The organism is Streptosporangium sp. LJ11 (genome assembly GCF_051918945.1).
Taxonomy (GTDB): domain Bacteria; phylum Actinomycetota; class Actinomycetes; order Streptosporangiales; family Streptosporangiaceae; genus Streptosporangium.
In genome coordinates, this window is record NZ_JBPXMB010000003.1 from 342033 (window position 1) to 358288 (window position 16256).

The following is a 16256-nucleotide window of genomic DNA, read 5'->3' on the forward strand; positions in this document are numbered from 1 at the left end:
GCCGCCGGTGGCGGCAGGTTCTGATTAGAACGGGCACCCTGGGAGAGAGGGAGGGCACAAGGGTCAACGGATCGGACGGTGTGATGGGGCAGAAAGTCGACAAGGACCGCTACTCCGAGGCGGAGTTCCTCCGTTTCAGGGCGAAACTGGCGGAGCAGCTCGACACCCTCCGCGAGGTGCTCGCGAGGCCTGGCTTCGGCGCCGGTCCCGCGACCATCGGAGCCGAGCTGGAGATGTTCCTCATAACCCCCGAGGGGCGGCCGCTTCCCCGTAACCACGAGGTGCAGGCCGCCGCGGACGACGGCCGGCTCACGCTGGAGCTGGGCAGGTTCAACCTGGAGGCCAACCTGACCCCGCTGCCGATCGCCGGGCGGCCGTTCAGCGCCCTGGTGCGCGAGATGCGGGAGATCATGGCCGTGGTGGACGCGGCGGCCGCCACCCAGGGCGGGCAGGCCGTGGCGATCGGGATCCTGCCGTCGCTGAGCGAGTTCGACTTCACCCACGAGGCGCTGAGCGGCGAGGGCCGCTACCGGGCGCTGGCCAGGGGCATGCGGCGGCTGCGCACGGAGCCGTTCCGGGTGCGCGTCGAGGGCGTCGAGCTGCTGGAACTGGAGGTCGAGGGGGTGATCCTGGAGAGCGCCAACACCTCCTGGCAGGTCCATCTCCGCACGACCCCCACCGACTTCGCCCGCGTCTACAACGCCGCCCAGCTGGCCATCGGCCCGGTCCTCGCGGTCAGCGGGAACTCTCCCGGTTTCCTGGGCAGGCGGCTGTGGGAGGAGACGAGGATCGCGCTGTTCGAGGAGGCCGCCGACGACCGGGACGTGGAGCGGCTCGACCGCAGAGACCGCCGGGTGGGGTTCGGTTCCGGCTGGGTGCGGAGCATCGAGGAGATGTTCGAGACGTGCGTCCGCGACTACGAGCCGGTGCTGCCGATGACCTCGGCGGTGGAGGAGGCGCCGGGCGGCGTCCCCGCGCTGGCCGAGCTCCGGCTGCACCAGGGCACCGTGTGGCAGTGGAACCGGCCGGTCTACGACCCCGGTGACGGAGGCCACCTGCGGGTGGAGATGCGCGCCCTGCCCGCGGGGCCGAGCGCGCCGGACATGGCGGCCAACAGCGCGTTCCTGCTCGGGCTGACCGCCGCCCTGGCCGTCCGGCCGGTGGAGGAGTTCCCCTTCGCCGGGGCCTACCGCAACTTCTACCGCGCCGCGATCCACGGTCTGAACGCGCCGATGAGCTGGCCGGGTCTGAGCGAGGAGATACCGGCCGAGCGGCTCGCCCTGGATCTGCTCCCGGTCGCCGAGGCCGGGCTCGACAGGATGGGCGTGGACCCGGACGAGACCCGGTGGGCGCTGGACATCGTGCGCGAACGCGTCGTCCGCCGCCGTACCGGCGCCATCTGGCAGCGGGAGGCGCTGGCCCGCGAGGGCGGCGACCAGGCCGCGGCGGCGCGCGTGGTGAGCCGGTACCGGGAGCTGTCGCTGGCCGGGGAGCCCGTCCACACCTGGCCTTTCTAACTACAAAAGGGATTTGAGTACCGGCATACTCATGAACTCCGTATCTTGATCCGCCGATCCTGGCGGGACCGGACAGGGAGAGACCCCTCATGAGTCAGATGAAGGCCGTGTCGGCGGAGCCGTTCGGGCTGAAACGGGACGGTGGCGGCCTCGCGGCCGGGATCAAGATCCTGGAGAAGGAGCTCAAGCGGGTACCCCTCGACACCGTCCTGGCCAGGGCCAACCGCGTCATGGTCAGGAAGGGACCGGCCGGCGCCGGGGCGTTCGCCACGATGAGGCCGAAACCGGTCGACTGGTACAGCTTCGACGCCGGGGACAACGCCACCAGGGAGTGGTACCCGCAGGGCCTGACCTGCGCCTCCGACGCCGGGATCGGCGGGAGCGCGTTCGTGGTGAGCTGGTACCACACGCCGGAGTCGGGGGCCGAGCGGGGCGTGCGCCTGAGCTTCCTGAACACCGCGACGCTCCGCTACCGGCACGTCCTGCTCGTCCGGGCCGGCGCCGACGGGAACATCGCGCCGATCAACATCCACGCCGGCGGCGTCGCCTGGTACGGCGACCTGCTGTACGTCGCCGACACCACCCGGGGCCTGCGGGTCTTCGACACCCGGCAGATCTTCGAGATCGACGGGGACGGCACGGAGACCATCGGCAGGAAGGGCGACGTGTACGAGGCGTTCGGCTACCGGTACGTGATGCCGCAGACCGACGCCTGGACCACCACCAGCGGCACCGTCCGCTTCTCCTTCGCCGCCGTCGACCGCAGCACCGCCCCCGACACCCTGATCTCCGGCGAGTACGTCGACACCGCGGGCACGGTCGGACGGGTGGCCCGCTGGCCGCTGACCGAGGCGGGAATCCTGAACGCCCCCGCCGGCGGCGTCGTGAAGGCCGTGGACGCCCACGCGCTGCCGGCGGGCAAGATCCAGGGCGCGCTCTCCCACGAGGGCACCTGGTATCTCAGCCAGACCGCGGGCTCCACCGGGAACGGCACCCTGATCGTGGTCGGCGACACGGTGCGCAGGCGGCCCTACCCGGTGGGCCCGGAGGACCTGACCTGCGTCCGCGACAGGAGGACGCTGTGGAGCGTGAGCGAGTTCGCGGGCCGTCGCACGGTGTACGGCGTGCCGCTCTGAGGGGCCGCACGGCCGAACCGGGCAGGCCGGTACCGGGCACCCCGTCGGCGGCTCCCAGCGGAAGGAGCCGGCGACCGGGCGGAGGTCACCCCCGGCGCGGACCCCGGGGCCGGCCACCACGAAGGGCCTTCAGTGCAGGGAGCCGCCGACCAGGCGGAGGTCGCCGCCCAGGGAGACCGAGACGGCGGTGGTCGCGATCGCGGTGAGCGCCTGGGCGACCACCGCGACGGGCATGGAGGGCCTGGCGTCGTCCAGGACCTGTTCGGGGCTGAACGGCACGTGCACGAACCCCCCGCGGATCGCCGGCCTCTCGGTGGCGATCATGTGCATGAGGCCGTAGAAGAGGTGGTTGCACAGGAACGTCCCGGCGCTCTGCGAGACGCTCGCCGGGACCCCGACGGCCCGCGCGGCCGCCACGCACGCCTTCACCGGCAGGGTGGAGAAGTAGGCGGCGGGGCCGCCGCGCACCACCGGCTCGTCGATCGGCCGGTGTCCCGCGCAGTCGGGGATGCGGGCGTCGTCGAGGTTGACGGCCACCCGCTCCACCGTCACGTCCGGCCGCCCTCCGGCCTGCCCGACGCACACGACCACCGCCGGATCGTGCTCCGCCACCGCCGCGCGCAGGTGCTCCAGCGCCCCGCCGAACGCACAGGGAAGCAGCGCGGTACGCACCCCGGGCACGAGCCTGATCGCCTCCCACGACGGGTTGCCGGCGCCGTCGAGTGGCTCGAACCCGGTGAGCAGGACGCCCTTCATCGGTGCTCCGAAGGCGCGGGGGCCGAGATCACCGGGGAGCCGGCGGGCCCGGAGTGCGAGGGTCGCGAGGGCCGCGAGGGCCGCGAGGACAGGGCGCAGGCGGGGGTGCCGCCCGGCAGGCGGTGACGGTTGGCGGCGACGAGCCGGTAGATCCCCCGGGCCACCCACCGGAACGGCGGGATCCGCAGCACGAGCCCCAGAGGGCTCCACGGGAGACCCGCGGAGATCAGCAGCCTGGCCACCGCCTGCGCCCCGCCGTACACCCGGCCGTTCTCGACCCAGAGCACCTCGCGCTCGGCCCGCTCGCGGGTCACGCCCAGCGCCCGGAGGTCCGCGAACTGCCAGGGGACGACCCGGGCGCGCACCCCGACGCGGCGCTCGGCGAACCGGACGCTCGTCGTGCAGAAACCGCAGTCGCCGTCGAAGACCAGTACAGGTTGTCCCGTCATGCGACTGACATTACCCAGCGGAGCTCGATCAAGGCCCGGCGACCAGGGTGATCGCGACCGGACGGTGGTCGGAGTACGGGACATCCGGGTTGGCCTGGTCCTTTCCGGTGAAACCCGGGGTGACGAGCACGTGGTCGATCTGCTCGGCCGGACCGCTCAGGGACGGGATGGTGTTGAACGGCCTCACCGGGGCGAAGGGGTCGGTCAGGCCCGCACCGGTCAGCGCCCGCCAGGCGGGGTCACCGGGCTGGAGGTTGAGATCACCGGCCACGACCACCGGGGTGCCGCCTTTCGCGGCGTTCCTGACGATCCCCCCGAGCTGCTCGACCTGGTCGAGCTCGCGCCACCCCGGCGGAGGCTGCAGGTGGGTGCCGATCACGGTGATGTCCCGGCCCTGCCACCGCAGCCCGACCTCCAGCGCCTGGGCGCCGGTCGGGCCGCCCTGGACCAGCACGTGGTTCCTCACCGTGGTGATCGGCAGCGTGGTGAGCAGGGCGTCGCCCCAGACCTCGTCGGTCGCCGGGGCCCAGATGTAGTGCATGTCCAGCCGCTCGGCGATCAGCCGTACCCCGTCGTGGCCGCCGTTGAGCAGCCAGCCCCTGTCGGCCTCGCTCAGCACCACCACGTGCGGCCGCAGCTCCCTGATCGCGTCGGCCTGCCGCTCCAGGGAGAGCCTGCCGGACTCGCCGTAGCCCATCCTGATGTTGTACGCCGCGATCCGAAGCCCGTCGCCCGGCGCCTCCCAGCGGGGCGGGGTGCCCTGCCACAGGGGAACGGCCGCCACCAGCGCGACCGCGGCCACGGCGGACGCCGCGAACCGCCGGTCGTAGGAACGGCGCGGCAGGCCCGCGCTGCCCGCCACGCCCAGGAGCGCGACGACGAGCGCCGCGCAGACCGGCACCCACCCGTTGGGCAGGTAGAGGTCGTAGGCGGCGTAGTAGCCGAAGACGAACACGACGAACAGCAGCATCCCCCCGGCCGCCGCCAGCCCTCGCCGGGCCGGCCGGTCCCGGCCGAAGGTCGCCGCGGCGTGCGCCAGGCAGGCTCCCAGCGCGACCTGGCCGACGATCTGCGCGACGATCGTCCAGCCGGGCGCCACACCGTGGACACCGTCCACGGTGGCCCTGCCCAGCGTGAACGCCACCGCCGAGGCCACCAGGGCGACCGCGGGCAGGAGCGGGCGGCGCAGCACCGGCAGCGCGGCGGGCGCCGCCGACACCACCGCGAACGCCGCCACGATCACGGTGGCGGCCTGCTGGGCGGAGTCGGTCGCCGCCTGGGCGTGCGCGGTGTTGCCGGTGTAGAGACCCCAGAGCAGCAGGGCGGGTCCGACCGCCAGCCAGGCGCGGGGAGCCCCGGAGTACTCCTCGTCGGGGGGTTCGGCCCGGACCGTGAACGCGCAGAAGAGCAGGAGCTCCACCAGCAGCAGCATCCACGGGACCGCTCCAGGCCGCCACATCAGGTCGATGCCGTCCAGCGCCGCGTGGATCACCGTGGAGGCGGCCAGGCCGACGATCAACCCGCCCATCACCGGCCGGGCGTCGATGCCGCTCATCGCGATCGCCACCAGCCAGACCAGCCCGGCCAGCAGGCCCAGGCTGGCCACGTACAGCTGCGGGTCCCCGCCGCCGGTCAGCTGGAGCGCGAGCCTGGACAGGAGCAGCAGGCCCGCGGCGCCGAGGGCGATCAGCGGCGGCCGGACGGACCTGGCGAGCGGGACGGCGAGGAAGGCCAGCACGAACCAGGAGACGGCGTACAGGCCCATCATCTCCGCGGGGGTGCTTCCCGCCCGGCCGAAGAGTGTGATCAGCGACGGCAGGAAGACCCGGAGCACGTCGACGAGCACGACCACGCCGAGGGCCACATCCAGGCGGATCCGCATGCTACCTCCAAAGAACGCGAGCTATCCTCGCCTTCTTCGCGATCCATGACAAGGGCGAGGCCCGCCCGGACCGGCGCCGGGCCCCGAAAGGCCCCACCGCGGTGTCTCAGCGGCCCGGGGGTTCCGCCACGTCTCCGGGAGAAGACGGATCTCCGGGGGACGGAGGCGCGCCGGAAGGATCGGCGGGCCCGCGGGGGGAGGGGGCGGGAGATCCGTCCCCCCGGCCCTGAGGCCGGTCGGAGGGGGTGGGGAACCCGCTCGCGAAGGGCGCGGGACCGCCGGGGGGAGTGGCGGCAGGGCCGTCGAGGTGGCGGAACGCCTCGTGCGCCGAGCGGACGCTGTCGCGCAGCGCCTGCTCGAGGTGACCGGCGTCCTCGGCCAGCCTCCCTATCTCCGGTACGGCGAAGGCGTCCGCCCCGGACTCCGCCAGCAGTTCCTCGTAGCGGGGAAGCCGCGCGCGAAGCGCCTCGATCTGTTCGTGGGCGCGCAGTGCCCGCTCGGCGTCGGCCACGTGACCCGCGTAGCGTTCCAGGGCCTCCACCCTGGCGAGGACGGCGGCCTCGCTGGCGGCCAGCGCCCGCTCCAGCGGCGCCATGGCCGCGGCCACCTCGGGCGTGCTGCCGCCGTACACGAACTCGTGGTGCTCGTTGCGCAGCGCGGAGAGCTTGGTCAGCAGCCGGGCGATCTCCCACTCCTGGGTGGGGAGCATCACCGAGTTGCGCACGCTGTCGAGCATGCCCATCGCGTTGACCCGCGAGCGCAGGATGTAGTCGATCGCCTGCTGGGTCCGGTCGAGCAGCTGCCCGGCGTTGTAGTCGAAGTCCTCGGCGGGAAGCAGGTAGCGGCCCTCGTACCAGCGGGCCTCGCGGTAGAGCTCGTGCTCGATGGTCTCCGGCTCCGCCGGCTCGCGGGCGGCCAGCAGGCCGACGAAGACCACGAAGACGAGCAGCGCGAGCATGAAGAACAGCAGCTGCCCGACATCGGCGAGGAACATCAGGCACACCAGGAAGAGCGCGGCCACCCCTCCGCCGACGTTCAGGAACCGTCCGGGCAGGCGCGAGTTGGGCGGCGGAGGCTCGGGGCTCCAACCGGCGCGGATGCGTGACAACATCGACGCGTGCCGGCGGAACAGGTCGGCGGTCTTGGGAGGGACTTCAGGATCGACCACCACTCGCCGCACAGGCTCGGCCCTCCGTTCGATCACATTCACGTCAGCCGTCGAGATGGCGGAACGCCTCGTGCGCCGAGCGTACGCTCTCGCGGAGCGCTCGCCGAAGCATGTCGGCGTCGTCGCTGAGATGCCCGATCTCCGGTCCGGAGAATCTGGCGGCGCCCGTCTCGGCGACGAGCTGCTCGTACTCGGGCAGGTGCGCTCGCAGGACCTCGATCTGTCCCTGGGCGCGCAGTGCCCGCTCGGCGTCGGCCACGTGACCCGCGTAGCGTTCCAGGGCCTCCACCCTGGCGAGGACGGCGGCCTCGCTGGCGGCCAGCGCCCGCTCCAGCGGCGCCATGGCCGCGACCACCTCGGGGCTCCTGCCTCCCCTGGCGAGGCTGTGGTGCTTGGCCCGCAGCGCGGAGAGCTTGGTCAGCAGCCGGGCGATCTCCCACTCCTCGGCGGGGAGCATCACCGAGTTGCGCACGCTGTCGAGCATGCCCATCGCGTTGACCCGTGAGTGCACGACGAAGTCGATCGCCCGCTGGACCCGGCCGAGCAGGTGCCTGGCGTTGTGGTCGAAGTCCTCCAGGATCAGGAAGCGCCCCTGCCAGTGCCGCGCGTGCGCGTACAGGACCCGTTCGACGGAGTCGGCGGGCGAGGGCTTCCTCACGAGGTAGACCACCCCGAGGATGAAGAGGTACAGGCCGATCAGCGGGGTGAGCAGCAGGACGGCCGCCGAGAGCGGGGCGCCGAGGGCGAAGAGGCCACCCGCCGCGAGAGCCACCGTCCCGCTGAAGACCCCTATGAGCACTCCGGGGATCCTGGGGTCGTCCTGGTCCCTGGGCGGGCGTCCGGTGCGGAGGCGGTAGAGCAGCGGACCGTTCCGGCGGAAGAGCTCGGCGACATCCCTGGGCACCTCAGGATCGACCACCACGCGCTGCACAGGCTCGCCCCCTTTGCCGTGTTTCACGAGCATAGCGATTAACCATGTTTCGGGTCATGCGTCCTTACATGGTGCCTCTCCATCATCGAGTATCGCGTGCCAAAAAGATGATCCCGATGATTGCCCGGAGATCGTCCCAGGTGGGAGGGGGGTGGGCTCCGGAGGCCGGCCGCTACGAACGGGTGACGGAGTCGGTCAAGGGGTCCGTCCGCCGCCGGTGGCGCGCCGTGGCGAGTGGCTGGTGGTCGGGGGTGGCCCGCCGGGCGCTGGCCAGCGCGGCCAGGGCGGTGGTGATCGGGACGGCCGCGATGAGCCCCAGCGTCCCCACGACGCTGCGGACGATCTCGGTGGCGATGACCGGATTGGTCACCACCTCGCCGATGGGCTGGTCGCCGACGCTGACCAGCAGGAGCAGCGGCAGGGACGCGCCCGCGTAGGCGAGGATGATCGTGTTGATCACCGAGGCGATGTGGGCGCGGCCGACCCGGGCGGCGGCCCGGTACAGCTGGGCGAAGGTGTAGCCGGGATTGGCGTGCGCGAGTTCGGTGACGGTGACGGCCTGGGTGACGGTGACGTCGTCCAGCACGCCGAGCGAGCCGATGATGATGCTGGCCAGCAGCAGGCCCTCGGTGTTGATCCGGTAGCTGACGTCCAGGTAGAACGAGCTCTCGTCGGTGATCCCGTTGAGCTGGGCGATGCCGATGGCCGCGTACGAGAGCACGCCGGTCAGGCTGAGGCTGATCAGGGTGCCGATCACGGCCATCGAGGTGGGGACGGTGAAGCCGTGGGTGAGGTAGAGCACCGCGAGCATGATCGCCGCGGCGCCGACGATGGCGACCAGCAGCGGCTGCTGCCCGGTCAGGATCGCCGGGATGACGAACAGGAGAAGCAGCACGAACGTGATGGCCAGCCCGGCCAGCGCCATCACCCCGCGCCAGCGGCCGAAGGCGATCACCGCCGCCGCGAACGCGACACCGGCCAGCCACAGCGGGGAGGACCGGTCGTGGTCGGAGATCTGGTAGGGCGGCACCTCCAGCTCGCCGCCGGGGGTGTGGACCAGGATCACGTCGTCACCCGCGGCGAACTTCTGCGAGCCGGGCCCGCTGGGCAGGCCACTGGTGATGAAATGGCCGGTCTGTGGCCCGCTGGTCAGCTCGACCTTGGCGTCGCCACAGGTGGCGGGGTCGGCCGGCGGCTGCCGGCCGGGGGGTTGCCCGTCCGCGGGCGGCTCCTGCGGGCACGGGGTGAGGGTGACGGCGGTGATCGTCCCGGTCACCCGCTGCAGGCCGGCCGGCGGCCCGCCGGCGGAGGTGAGTTCAGGGGGCCACAGCCAGATCAGGGCGGTCAGCGTGGCCAGCGCCAGGGGAACGATGACGGCCAGTGTCGCCCACACCGTGCCACGGGAACTGGGGGCGGCCGGGCCGTGTGAGTGGTTGGCACCCATGGTCGAAAGAGCTCTCCTCGGACGGTGAAGGAGAAAGTACCGCACCGCGAAGGTGATCGTGCGGCCGTACGCCGGTGTGACGGGGATCCCCGTCACACCGGCGACACCCCGATGGCGTGTCGAGGGGCATCCGTCCGGGCCGGCGGCCGACCACTGCCGTTCGCCTCGCACTCCGGCATCGTGGGTGGGGCGCGGGTGAGGTTGAGCGCCGCACGCCGGCCACCCCGCCACCGCTGGGGAGGGGGCCGGCGTGCGGGCCGGGTGAGGGTCTCTTCCTGGGACGGGTCAGCGGTAGCCGGCGGTGATCACGTTGGCCTGGACGGCGTTCTCGGTGGCGTCGGTGGGGTAGCCGGCGACCATGGCACCTTCGTAGAAGGTGCCCGCGCTGAGGTTGGCGCCGCCGTCGGGCTTGCAGCAGTCGCCGCCGCTGCCCAAGATGATCGCCCCCTGCTTCTTCATCGGGCTGTAGCCGTTGGGGAGCTGGCCGTCGTACAGGGTGTACAGGCTTCCGGACTGGGCGTTGCTGCCCTTGATCGCGAACCGGGTCGTGCCGTTGTTCTTCAGCGTGGCGGTGACGAACTTGTGGGGGAAGGCCCGCTGGTTGGGGTTCCACGCCTGGCTGCCGCCGGGGAACAGACCCCATTCCAGGTCGGCCTGGACCCAGGGGCCGGTCCCGGAGCAGCCGCCGAACCAGCACTGGGTACTGAAGTTGATGGCGTCCATGGCACCGGCGGCGTCGGCCTTCCTGGTGGTCTCGCTGTTGCCGTAGTCGAAGCAGCAGCCGCTGTTGACGTGGGTGCCGCTGGTCACCATGTACATGCCCTCGGGCGCGCTGCCCGTGGGGACGCCGGTCAGGTGGCCGTCCCGCCAGTAGCTGTTGCCGGGGTTGATGTAGAGGGAGTAGGCCTTGTTGCCGCCGACGGTGAGCGACTCGGTGGTCGCGGTCGCGGGCCTGCTCTGGGGGGAGCCGGGGACCACGCTGGATCCCTGGTACCACAGGTCGTTGCCCCGCCCGGACTGGTCGTACAGGACCGTGATGACGCATGTGGTGCCGGTGCAGAACGAGTCCTGCGCCGCGGCGTTGGCGACGCCGCCCGCGGTCAGGACGCCGATGTTCCGGGTCGTGCTGTCGGAGGAGCGCCTGACCTGGTAAAGGTTGCCGGCGTAGGCGCCGTAGAGCGCCCGTGTCGTGCTGTGCGCGGCCACGCACGGCGTGCCGCCCGAGGCGTAGATGTCACACGGGCGCGCGCCGGGCGGAGGCGGCGTCGGGGTCACGGTCGGCGTCGGGCTGGGCTGGGCTCCGGTGCTCCATTTCTGGTTGGTGCCGCCGTGACAGGTCCAGATGTGCACCTTGGTGCCGTTGGCGGTGCCGTAGCCGGAGACGTCCAGGCACTTGCCGCTGCCGACCGCGGTGATGCTGTTGTCGGCGTTCAGGCGCCACTTCTGGTTGTTCTGGCCGTTGCAGTCCCAGATGATCACCGCGGCGCCGTCGGCGGTCCCGCCTCCGTTCACGTCCAGGCACTTGTTGCCGTACACCCGCAGCTCACCCGATGCGGTCGAGGTCCACTGCTGGTTGGGCCGCCCGTTGCAGTCCCAGATGTTCACCGCGGCGCCGTTGGCCTGCGAGGCGCCGGAGACGTCCAGGCACCGGCCCGACGCCGTGCCTATCAGCGGCGTGGTCGCCGCCGAGGCCGGCGCCCACCAGGTCAGGCCGGTGGCCAGGAGGGCCGTCAGCACCGCTACGACAGACGCGATGACGGCCGTTCGAGAGCGCCGTCCACGCGCCATGCGGCCCGGTAAGGGAATGGGGGGAACCTGCATTGTCGTGCTCCTTGGGAGTAGGGCCTGGCGGAGACAGACGCGCTCGGAAGACCACAGGGCTCGTCGGGAAGCCGGTCGCCACTACGAATGCGAATCGATTCGATAGGGTTCTGAATCCACCGGGAGAGGAGGAGGCGGTGGTGTACAGCGAAGCACATACGACGGTCGGACCGCTTGTCAAGACTCAGTTCCGCCCGGCTGCCTGCCGGATTCTCTTCCGGTGGGCTCTCGCCGGTGATGCCCGCGTTTCGCCGGGAGCCGGGGCCCGAAGAAACGTTCGCCCGTCCCGCTCGCCTGCTCACGACCCGTCCGAACGCGTTGGGAGCGAACCGGTTCGGGTTCCGTTGTGGCCGATGACCGGCCGGGGTCGGGGCAGGAGAAGAGGCGCTGCCGGATCTCGCCGCGGTGGTTGCCGAGGTCGCCTTCACGGCGGATCGGGCGGGCCCGATCAGTACGACACATGTGAATGTTTCATTCGGGAATGGTCGGTGCAGGCCGCCTACGGCGGACATCATCGCAGATGAAAGCGGGAAACAGCTAACCACGGCCCGAATCTCGATGTGCTCGTTGTGAAATAAGCAGGCTTAAGGCCTTGACGAGCACAGGTAGTCGGAACGTAATTGGTAGCGAGGTTCCGGGAGGGAGTGCTCCTTCCGGTGCCTCCACGGCTGGATCACATGAGCGGGATGTGGAGGCGCTTCGCGTTCGTGGCCGGATCTGCGCAGCCGGCCGCCGTCGTACACCTCCCCGTTCGACGACGGTCTCCACCTCGGGAAGGCGTCACCCCCTGAGGAGGGCGTGACCTGATCCACCCCCCACCCCCGAAGGAACCACCGTGCGACCACCTTCGCCCGCCGCGTCACCGGCCGTGACGCCGAACCGATCGGTCCTCCACGCGGCCCGCGACGGCACGTCGCGCGCCGTGCCCGCGGCTCAGACGCGGCCGGTTCGGGGGCGCGCCGGTCCGGTCGTCTCCCGCAGCGAGATCGGCGGCGCGACGAGCAGGTGGCGATGCGGGAGGCCGGGATCGGCGATGCGCTGGATGAGCAGGTCGACGGCGTGCGCGCCGAGCTCGTCGGCCAGGATGTCGGCGGCGGTGAGCGGCGGGTGCAGGTTCTCCGCCCAGTGCCGGGCCGCGACCCCGGTGATCGAGAAGTCGCCGGGTACGGTCAGGCGCGCGCTGGTCAGCGCGCGGTACATCCCGGGGATGGCGGCTTCGTTGACGGTGGCGATGGCGGTCAGCTCGGGGTGCGCGGCCAGCAGCTTCTCGACGCAGGTCTGTCCCGCCTGGGCGTCGTCGGCGCAGCAGACCTGCACGCCCTCCAGGCCGCGCTCGGCGACGGCGTCGGTGAAGCCGAGCTGTGCCCGATGGCCGGGGCCGTAGCCGGCGGCGACGAGCTCGGCCGAGCGGTTGACCAGGGCGATGTGACGATGACCCAGGTCGGCGAGATGGCGGACACATCGGGCTATCAGGGTCTCGTAGTCGATGTCCACCCAGGTCATCTCGTCGGGCCGGCTGGTGTGGCCGATGCCGACGAACGGCAGTCCGGTCTGCCGCAGGCGGGTGACCCGGTCGTCCTCCAGCCGGATCTCCATGAGGATGACCCCGTCGACGCGGGCACCGGTGACGACGCGCTCGAACGAGCGGTCGTGCTCGCCGCCGGACGGTGAGAGCAGGATGTCGAGGTCGGCGCGCGCGGCGGCGTCGACCACGCTGGCCACGAAGCCCAGCTGGACGTCGGTGAGGCGCCGGCTGGCCGGGGGGATGACCAGGCCGATGGTGCGCGTCCTGCCCTCCTTGAGTGCCCTGGCCGCGGCGTTGGGGCGGTAGCCGAGCTCGTCGATGACCGCCTGGATGCGCTGCCGGGTCCCTTCCGCCACCGGCCGCTTGCCGCTCAGCGCGTACGACACCGTGCTGCGTGACACGCCGGACCGCTTGGCGATCTCTCCGATGTTCACCGGCACTCCTCAGATGGACCGACCACGACGCTTCCACATATTAGATCGAATCGGTTCACCGCGAGGAGCCGTGAGGACGACCGGCGAGGGTTCGGCGAACACCCGCTCGCCCTGCGGCTTCACCGGCCCCGGCGACGCGGGCCGCGAGGCCGGCTCACTCCTCGTCGAATCGATTCGAGGAATCGATTCGACGATCGGAATCATTGCGCGGATCGGCGTAGTGCGATATCCCGATTCATTGTGATCGACTCGCGTCGCTACATTCCCCGGACCGATGCGGTCCTGGACGATCCCCGCCTCGCGCCGTTCGTCGCGCGCATGGGCCGTGATCGAGTGAAGGGGGCCGTCCAGGCCGCTCAGCGACGGGCGAGGGGCGGAGAGATCAGTCCCTCGGACGTCCCTGAGGAGGTGTTGCGGTCGTTGCCGGGCGACGGGCCCCGTGAGGTGATCAACGCCACCGGGGTGCTCCTGCACACCAACCTCGGCCGGGCCCCGCTCTCGGCGGCCGCCCTGGAGGCCATCCGTACCGCGGGCGGGAGCACCGATGTCGAGTTCGACCTCGAGACCGGCCGCCGGGCGCGGCGCGGCCGGGCGGCGCTGGCCGCGCTCGCGCGGGCCGTCCCGGACGCGGAGGCGGCACACGTGGTCAACAACAACGCCGCGGCGCTGGTGCTGGCCGCGACCGCGCTGGCCCAGGGGCGGGAGATCGTGATCAGCCGGGGGGAGCTGGTCGAGATCGGCGACGGTTTCCGGCTGCCCGAGCTGCTGGCGTCCACCGGCGCCCGGCTGCGCGAGGTCGGCACCACCAACCGCACGTCCGTGGCCGACTACGCCGGCGCGATCGGGCCCGCGACCGGCTTCGTGCTCAAGGTGCACCCCTCGAACTACCGGATCGAGGGCTTCGCGGCGACACCGTCCGTCGGCGACCTGGCCGGGCTGGGGGTGCCGTTGGTCGCCGACATCGGCTCCGGGTTGCTGGAGCCGGAGCCGCTGCTGCCGGACGAGCCCGACGCGGCGACCTGGTTGCGCGCGGGCGCGGACCTGGTCACGGCCAGCGGGGACAAGCTGCTCGGCGGCCCGCAGTGCGGGCTGCTGCTCGGGCGGGCCGATGTGGTGGAGCGGCTGCGCCGCCATCCGCTGGCCCGCGCGTTGCGGGTGGACAAGCTGACCCTGGCGGCCGTGGAGGCCACGCTCACCCACGCGGCCAACCCGGCCCGTGACGCCCTGCGCGCAGACCCGGCCGTACTGCGCCGCCGTGCCGAGGTCCTCGCGGCACGGCTGGCCGAGGCGGGCGTGAAGGCCGAGGCCGTGGACACCGAGGCGGCCGTCGGGGGCGGGGGAGCACCCGGCGTCGTGCTGCCCAGCGCGGCGGTGGCCGTGGCCGCCGCCCTGGCCGGAACCCTGCGGACGGGGAACCCTGCGGTGGCCGGCCGGGTGGAGGGCGGGCGCTGCCTGCTCGACCTGCGGGCGGTCGCGCCGGAACGCGACGGGGACCTCTTCCTCGCGGTGGTGGCCGCGTGCTCGTGATCGCCACCGCCGGGCACGTCGACCACGGGAAGTCCACTCTCCTGAGGGCGCTCACCGGCATGGAGCCCGACCGGTGGGCGGAGGAGCGGCGGCGCGGGCTGACCATCGATCTCGGGTACGTGTGGACCGGCGGCCTCGCCTTCGTCGACGTGCCCGGCCACGAGCGCTTCGTCGGCAACATGCTGGCCGGGGTCGGCCCGGTCCCGGCGGTGTTGTTCGTGGTGGCCGCCGACGCGGGCTGGGCCGTGCAGTCCCAGGAGCACCTGGAGATCATCGACGCGCTCGGCATCACCCGGGGCGTGCTCGCCGTCACCCGTTCCGACCTTGCCGACCCCGCGCCGGTGCTGGCCGACTGCCGTGACCGGCTTCGCGGTACCGGCCTCGCGGACGTGCCGACGACCGCCGTGAGCGCGGTCACGGGGCGCGGCCTTCCCGAGCTTCGGGCCCTGCTGTTCTCTCTCCCGTCACCCGAAGCGGCGCCGGCGGCGGACGTGCGCCTCTGGATCGACCGCGCCTTCACCGTCGAAGGGCGGGGAACCGTGGTCACCGGGACGCTCGGCGCGGGCGCGATCCGGGTCGGGGACCGGCTCCGGATCGGGACGGACCACGTGCGCGTCCGGGGCCTGCACAGTCTCAAGGAGGCTCGGGCCGAGGTCGGCGCCCCCGCCAGGGTCGCGGTGAACCTGCGCGGAGGCGCGCACCCCCGGCGCGGGGACGCGCTGCTGACACCGGACCGCTGGCTCGAGGTGCCGGTGGCCGACCTGCGAATCCGCGGCGAGGGCCGTCCACCGGAGCGCGTGACCTGGCACATCGGCACCGCGGCGGAACCCGCGCGCCTGCGTTCGCTCGGCGACGACACGGTACGGGTGACGCCTGCCCGCCCGTTTCCGTTGCGCGTCGGCGACCGGGCGCTGCTGCGTGATCCCGGCAGCCGCCGGGTATGGGGCGCGGTGGTGCTCGACGTCCGCCCGCCTGAGCTGCGGCGAAGGGGGGCGGCCAGGGCGCGGGCGGCCGAGCTCGCCGGGATGTCCGGCCGGCCGGACGGGATGGCGGAGTTGCGGCGGCGCGGCCTGGCCCGGCGGGACGAGCTGGCCGCCATGGGGACACCGGTGGCGGTGGAACCGGTCGCGGGGGAGTGGGTGGCCGATCCGGCGTACTGGGAGAGGCTCCGGGAACGGCTCGCGGAGGTCGTCGCCGCGCGGCCGGGGATGGCGGCGGACACGGCCCGGCGGTTGCTCGGCCTGCCGGACCGGTCACTGGTCGACGCCTTGGCCGAAGGCACCTCCATACGCCGGATGCGCGGACGGCTGGTCCCCCCGGCCGCCACACCCGCGGTCGCCGAACTGAGGCGGGACTGGGCGGCCAACCCGTTCGCGGCGCCGGACGCGGGCCGGCTCGCGGAGCTGGGCCTCGACCCGCGCGCCCTGGCGATGGCGGAGGCGGCCGGTGAACTGGTCCGCCTGGCGCCCGGCGTCGTCCTGCCACCGGGGGCGGTGGAGGAGGCGGTCACCGCGCTCGCCCGGCTGCCCCGGCCCTTCACCGCGGCCGAGGCGCGAATCGCGCTGAACACCAGCCGCCGGGTCGTCATCCCGCTGCTCGAACACCTCGACCTGCTGGGCATCACCAGACGCCAGGACAACTCTGGCTCCAGAACATTTATTTGATA

Annotated in this window: 13 protein-coding genes; 5 read left to right on the forward strand and 8 right to left on the reverse strand. The window is 72.4% G+C overall.

All coding sequences use genetic code 11. From position 1 onward, the window contains the following. Positions 1 to 83: 83 nt before the first annotated feature. Positions 84 to 1517 carry a glutamate--cysteine ligase gene (locus ACTOQ3_RS06230; protein ID WP_440082453.1) on the forward strand — a complete coding sequence of 478 codons (1434 nt, stop codon included), beginning with the start codon at positions 84 to 86 and terminating at the stop codon, positions 1515 to 1517. Positions 1518 to 1606: 89 nt separating this feature from the next. Continuing rightward, the gene (locus ACTOQ3_RS06235) at positions 1607 to 2653 is read left to right on the forward strand and encodes a hypothetical protein (RefSeq protein WP_440082454.1); all 1047 of its coding nucleotides are present in this window, start codon (positions 1607 to 1609) and stop codon (positions 2651 to 2653) included. Between the two features lie 129 nt (positions 2654 to 2782). Here the strand turns inward: ACTOQ3_RS06235 and pcp are convergent, their stop codons facing one another. The 8 genes from pcp to ACTOQ3_RS06275 form a co-directional block, all read right to left on the reverse strand. Beyond that, positions 2783 to 3409, reverse strand: coding sequence for a pyroglutamyl-peptidase I (pcp, locus tag ACTOQ3_RS06240; RefSeq protein WP_440082455.1), 627 nt, complete (start codon positions 3407 to 3409; stop codon positions 2783 to 2785). Beyond that, positions 3406 to 3858: a thiol-disulfide oxidoreductase DCC family protein gene (locus tag ACTOQ3_RS06245; RefSeq protein ID WP_440082456.1), complete on the reverse strand. Its 453-nt coding sequence runs from the start codon at positions 3856 to 3858 to the stop codon at positions 3406 to 3408. The genes pcp and ACTOQ3_RS06245 overlap by 4 nt, the downstream gene beginning before the upstream one ends. Before the next feature lie 28 nt (positions 3859 to 3886). Further along, positions 3887 to 5740, reverse strand: a complete 1854-nt coding sequence (locus ACTOQ3_RS06250) for an endonuclease/exonuclease/phosphatase family protein (protein WP_440082457.1) — start codon at positions 5738 to 5740, stop codon at positions 3887 to 3889. Positions 5741 to 5846: 106 nt separating this feature from the next. After that, positions 5847 to 6908, reverse strand: coding sequence for a hypothetical protein (locus ACTOQ3_RS06255; RefSeq protein WP_440082458.1), 1062 nt, complete (start codon positions 6906 to 6908; stop codon positions 5847 to 5849). Positions 6909 to 6951: 43 nt separating this feature from the next. Then, positions 6952 to 7839 carry a hypothetical protein gene (locus ACTOQ3_RS06260; protein WP_440082459.1) on the reverse strand — a complete coding sequence of 296 codons (888 nt, stop codon included), beginning with the start codon at positions 7837 to 7839 and terminating at the stop codon, positions 6952 to 6954. A gap of 172 nt (positions 7840 to 8011) precedes the next feature. Continuing rightward, positions 8012 to 9283: a YibE/F family protein gene (locus ACTOQ3_RS06265; RefSeq protein ID WP_440082460.1), complete on the reverse strand. Its 1272-nt coding sequence runs from the start codon at positions 9281 to 9283 to the stop codon at positions 8012 to 8014. Positions 9284 to 9568: 285 nt separating this feature from the next. Next, positions 9569 to 11020 (reverse strand): lectin, encoded by a 1452-nt coding sequence (locus tag ACTOQ3_RS06270; protein ID WP_440082461.1) that lies wholly within the window; start codon positions 11018 to 11020, stop codon positions 9569 to 9571. A gap of 1017 nt (positions 11021 to 12037) precedes the next feature. Beyond that, the gene (locus ACTOQ3_RS06275; protein WP_440082462.1) at positions 12038 to 13063 is read right to left on the reverse strand and encodes a LacI family DNA-binding transcriptional regulator; all 1026 of its coding nucleotides are present in this window, start codon (positions 13061 to 13063) and stop codon (positions 12038 to 12040) included. 70 nt (positions 13064 to 13133) lie between these two features. Here ACTOQ3_RS06275 and ACTOQ3_RS06280 point away from each other — a divergent pair, with 70 nt between their 5' ends. From ACTOQ3_RS06280 to ACTOQ3_RS06290, 3 genes are read left to right on the forward strand one after another with little or no spacing between them, the layout of a single operon-like run. Further along, positions 13134 to 13307, forward strand: coding sequence for a hypothetical protein (locus tag ACTOQ3_RS06280; protein ID WP_440082463.1), 174 nt, complete (start codon positions 13134 to 13136; stop codon positions 13305 to 13307). Continuing rightward, positions 13304 to 14590: an L-seryl-tRNA(Sec) selenium transferase gene (gene selA / locus ACTOQ3_RS06285; protein WP_440082464.1), complete on the forward strand. Its 1287-nt coding sequence runs from the start codon at positions 13304 to 13306 to the stop codon at positions 14588 to 14590. The genes ACTOQ3_RS06280 and selA overlap by 4 nt, the downstream gene beginning before the upstream one ends. After that, on the forward strand, positions 14581 to 16254 hold the full coding sequence (locus ACTOQ3_RS06290) for a SelB domain-containing protein (RefSeq protein ID WP_440082465.1): 1674 nt from the start codon (positions 14581 to 14583) through the stop codon (positions 16252 to 16254). The genes selA and ACTOQ3_RS06290 overlap by 10 nt, the downstream gene beginning before the upstream one ends. The last annotated feature ends 2 nt before the right edge of the window (positions 16255 to 16256 follow it).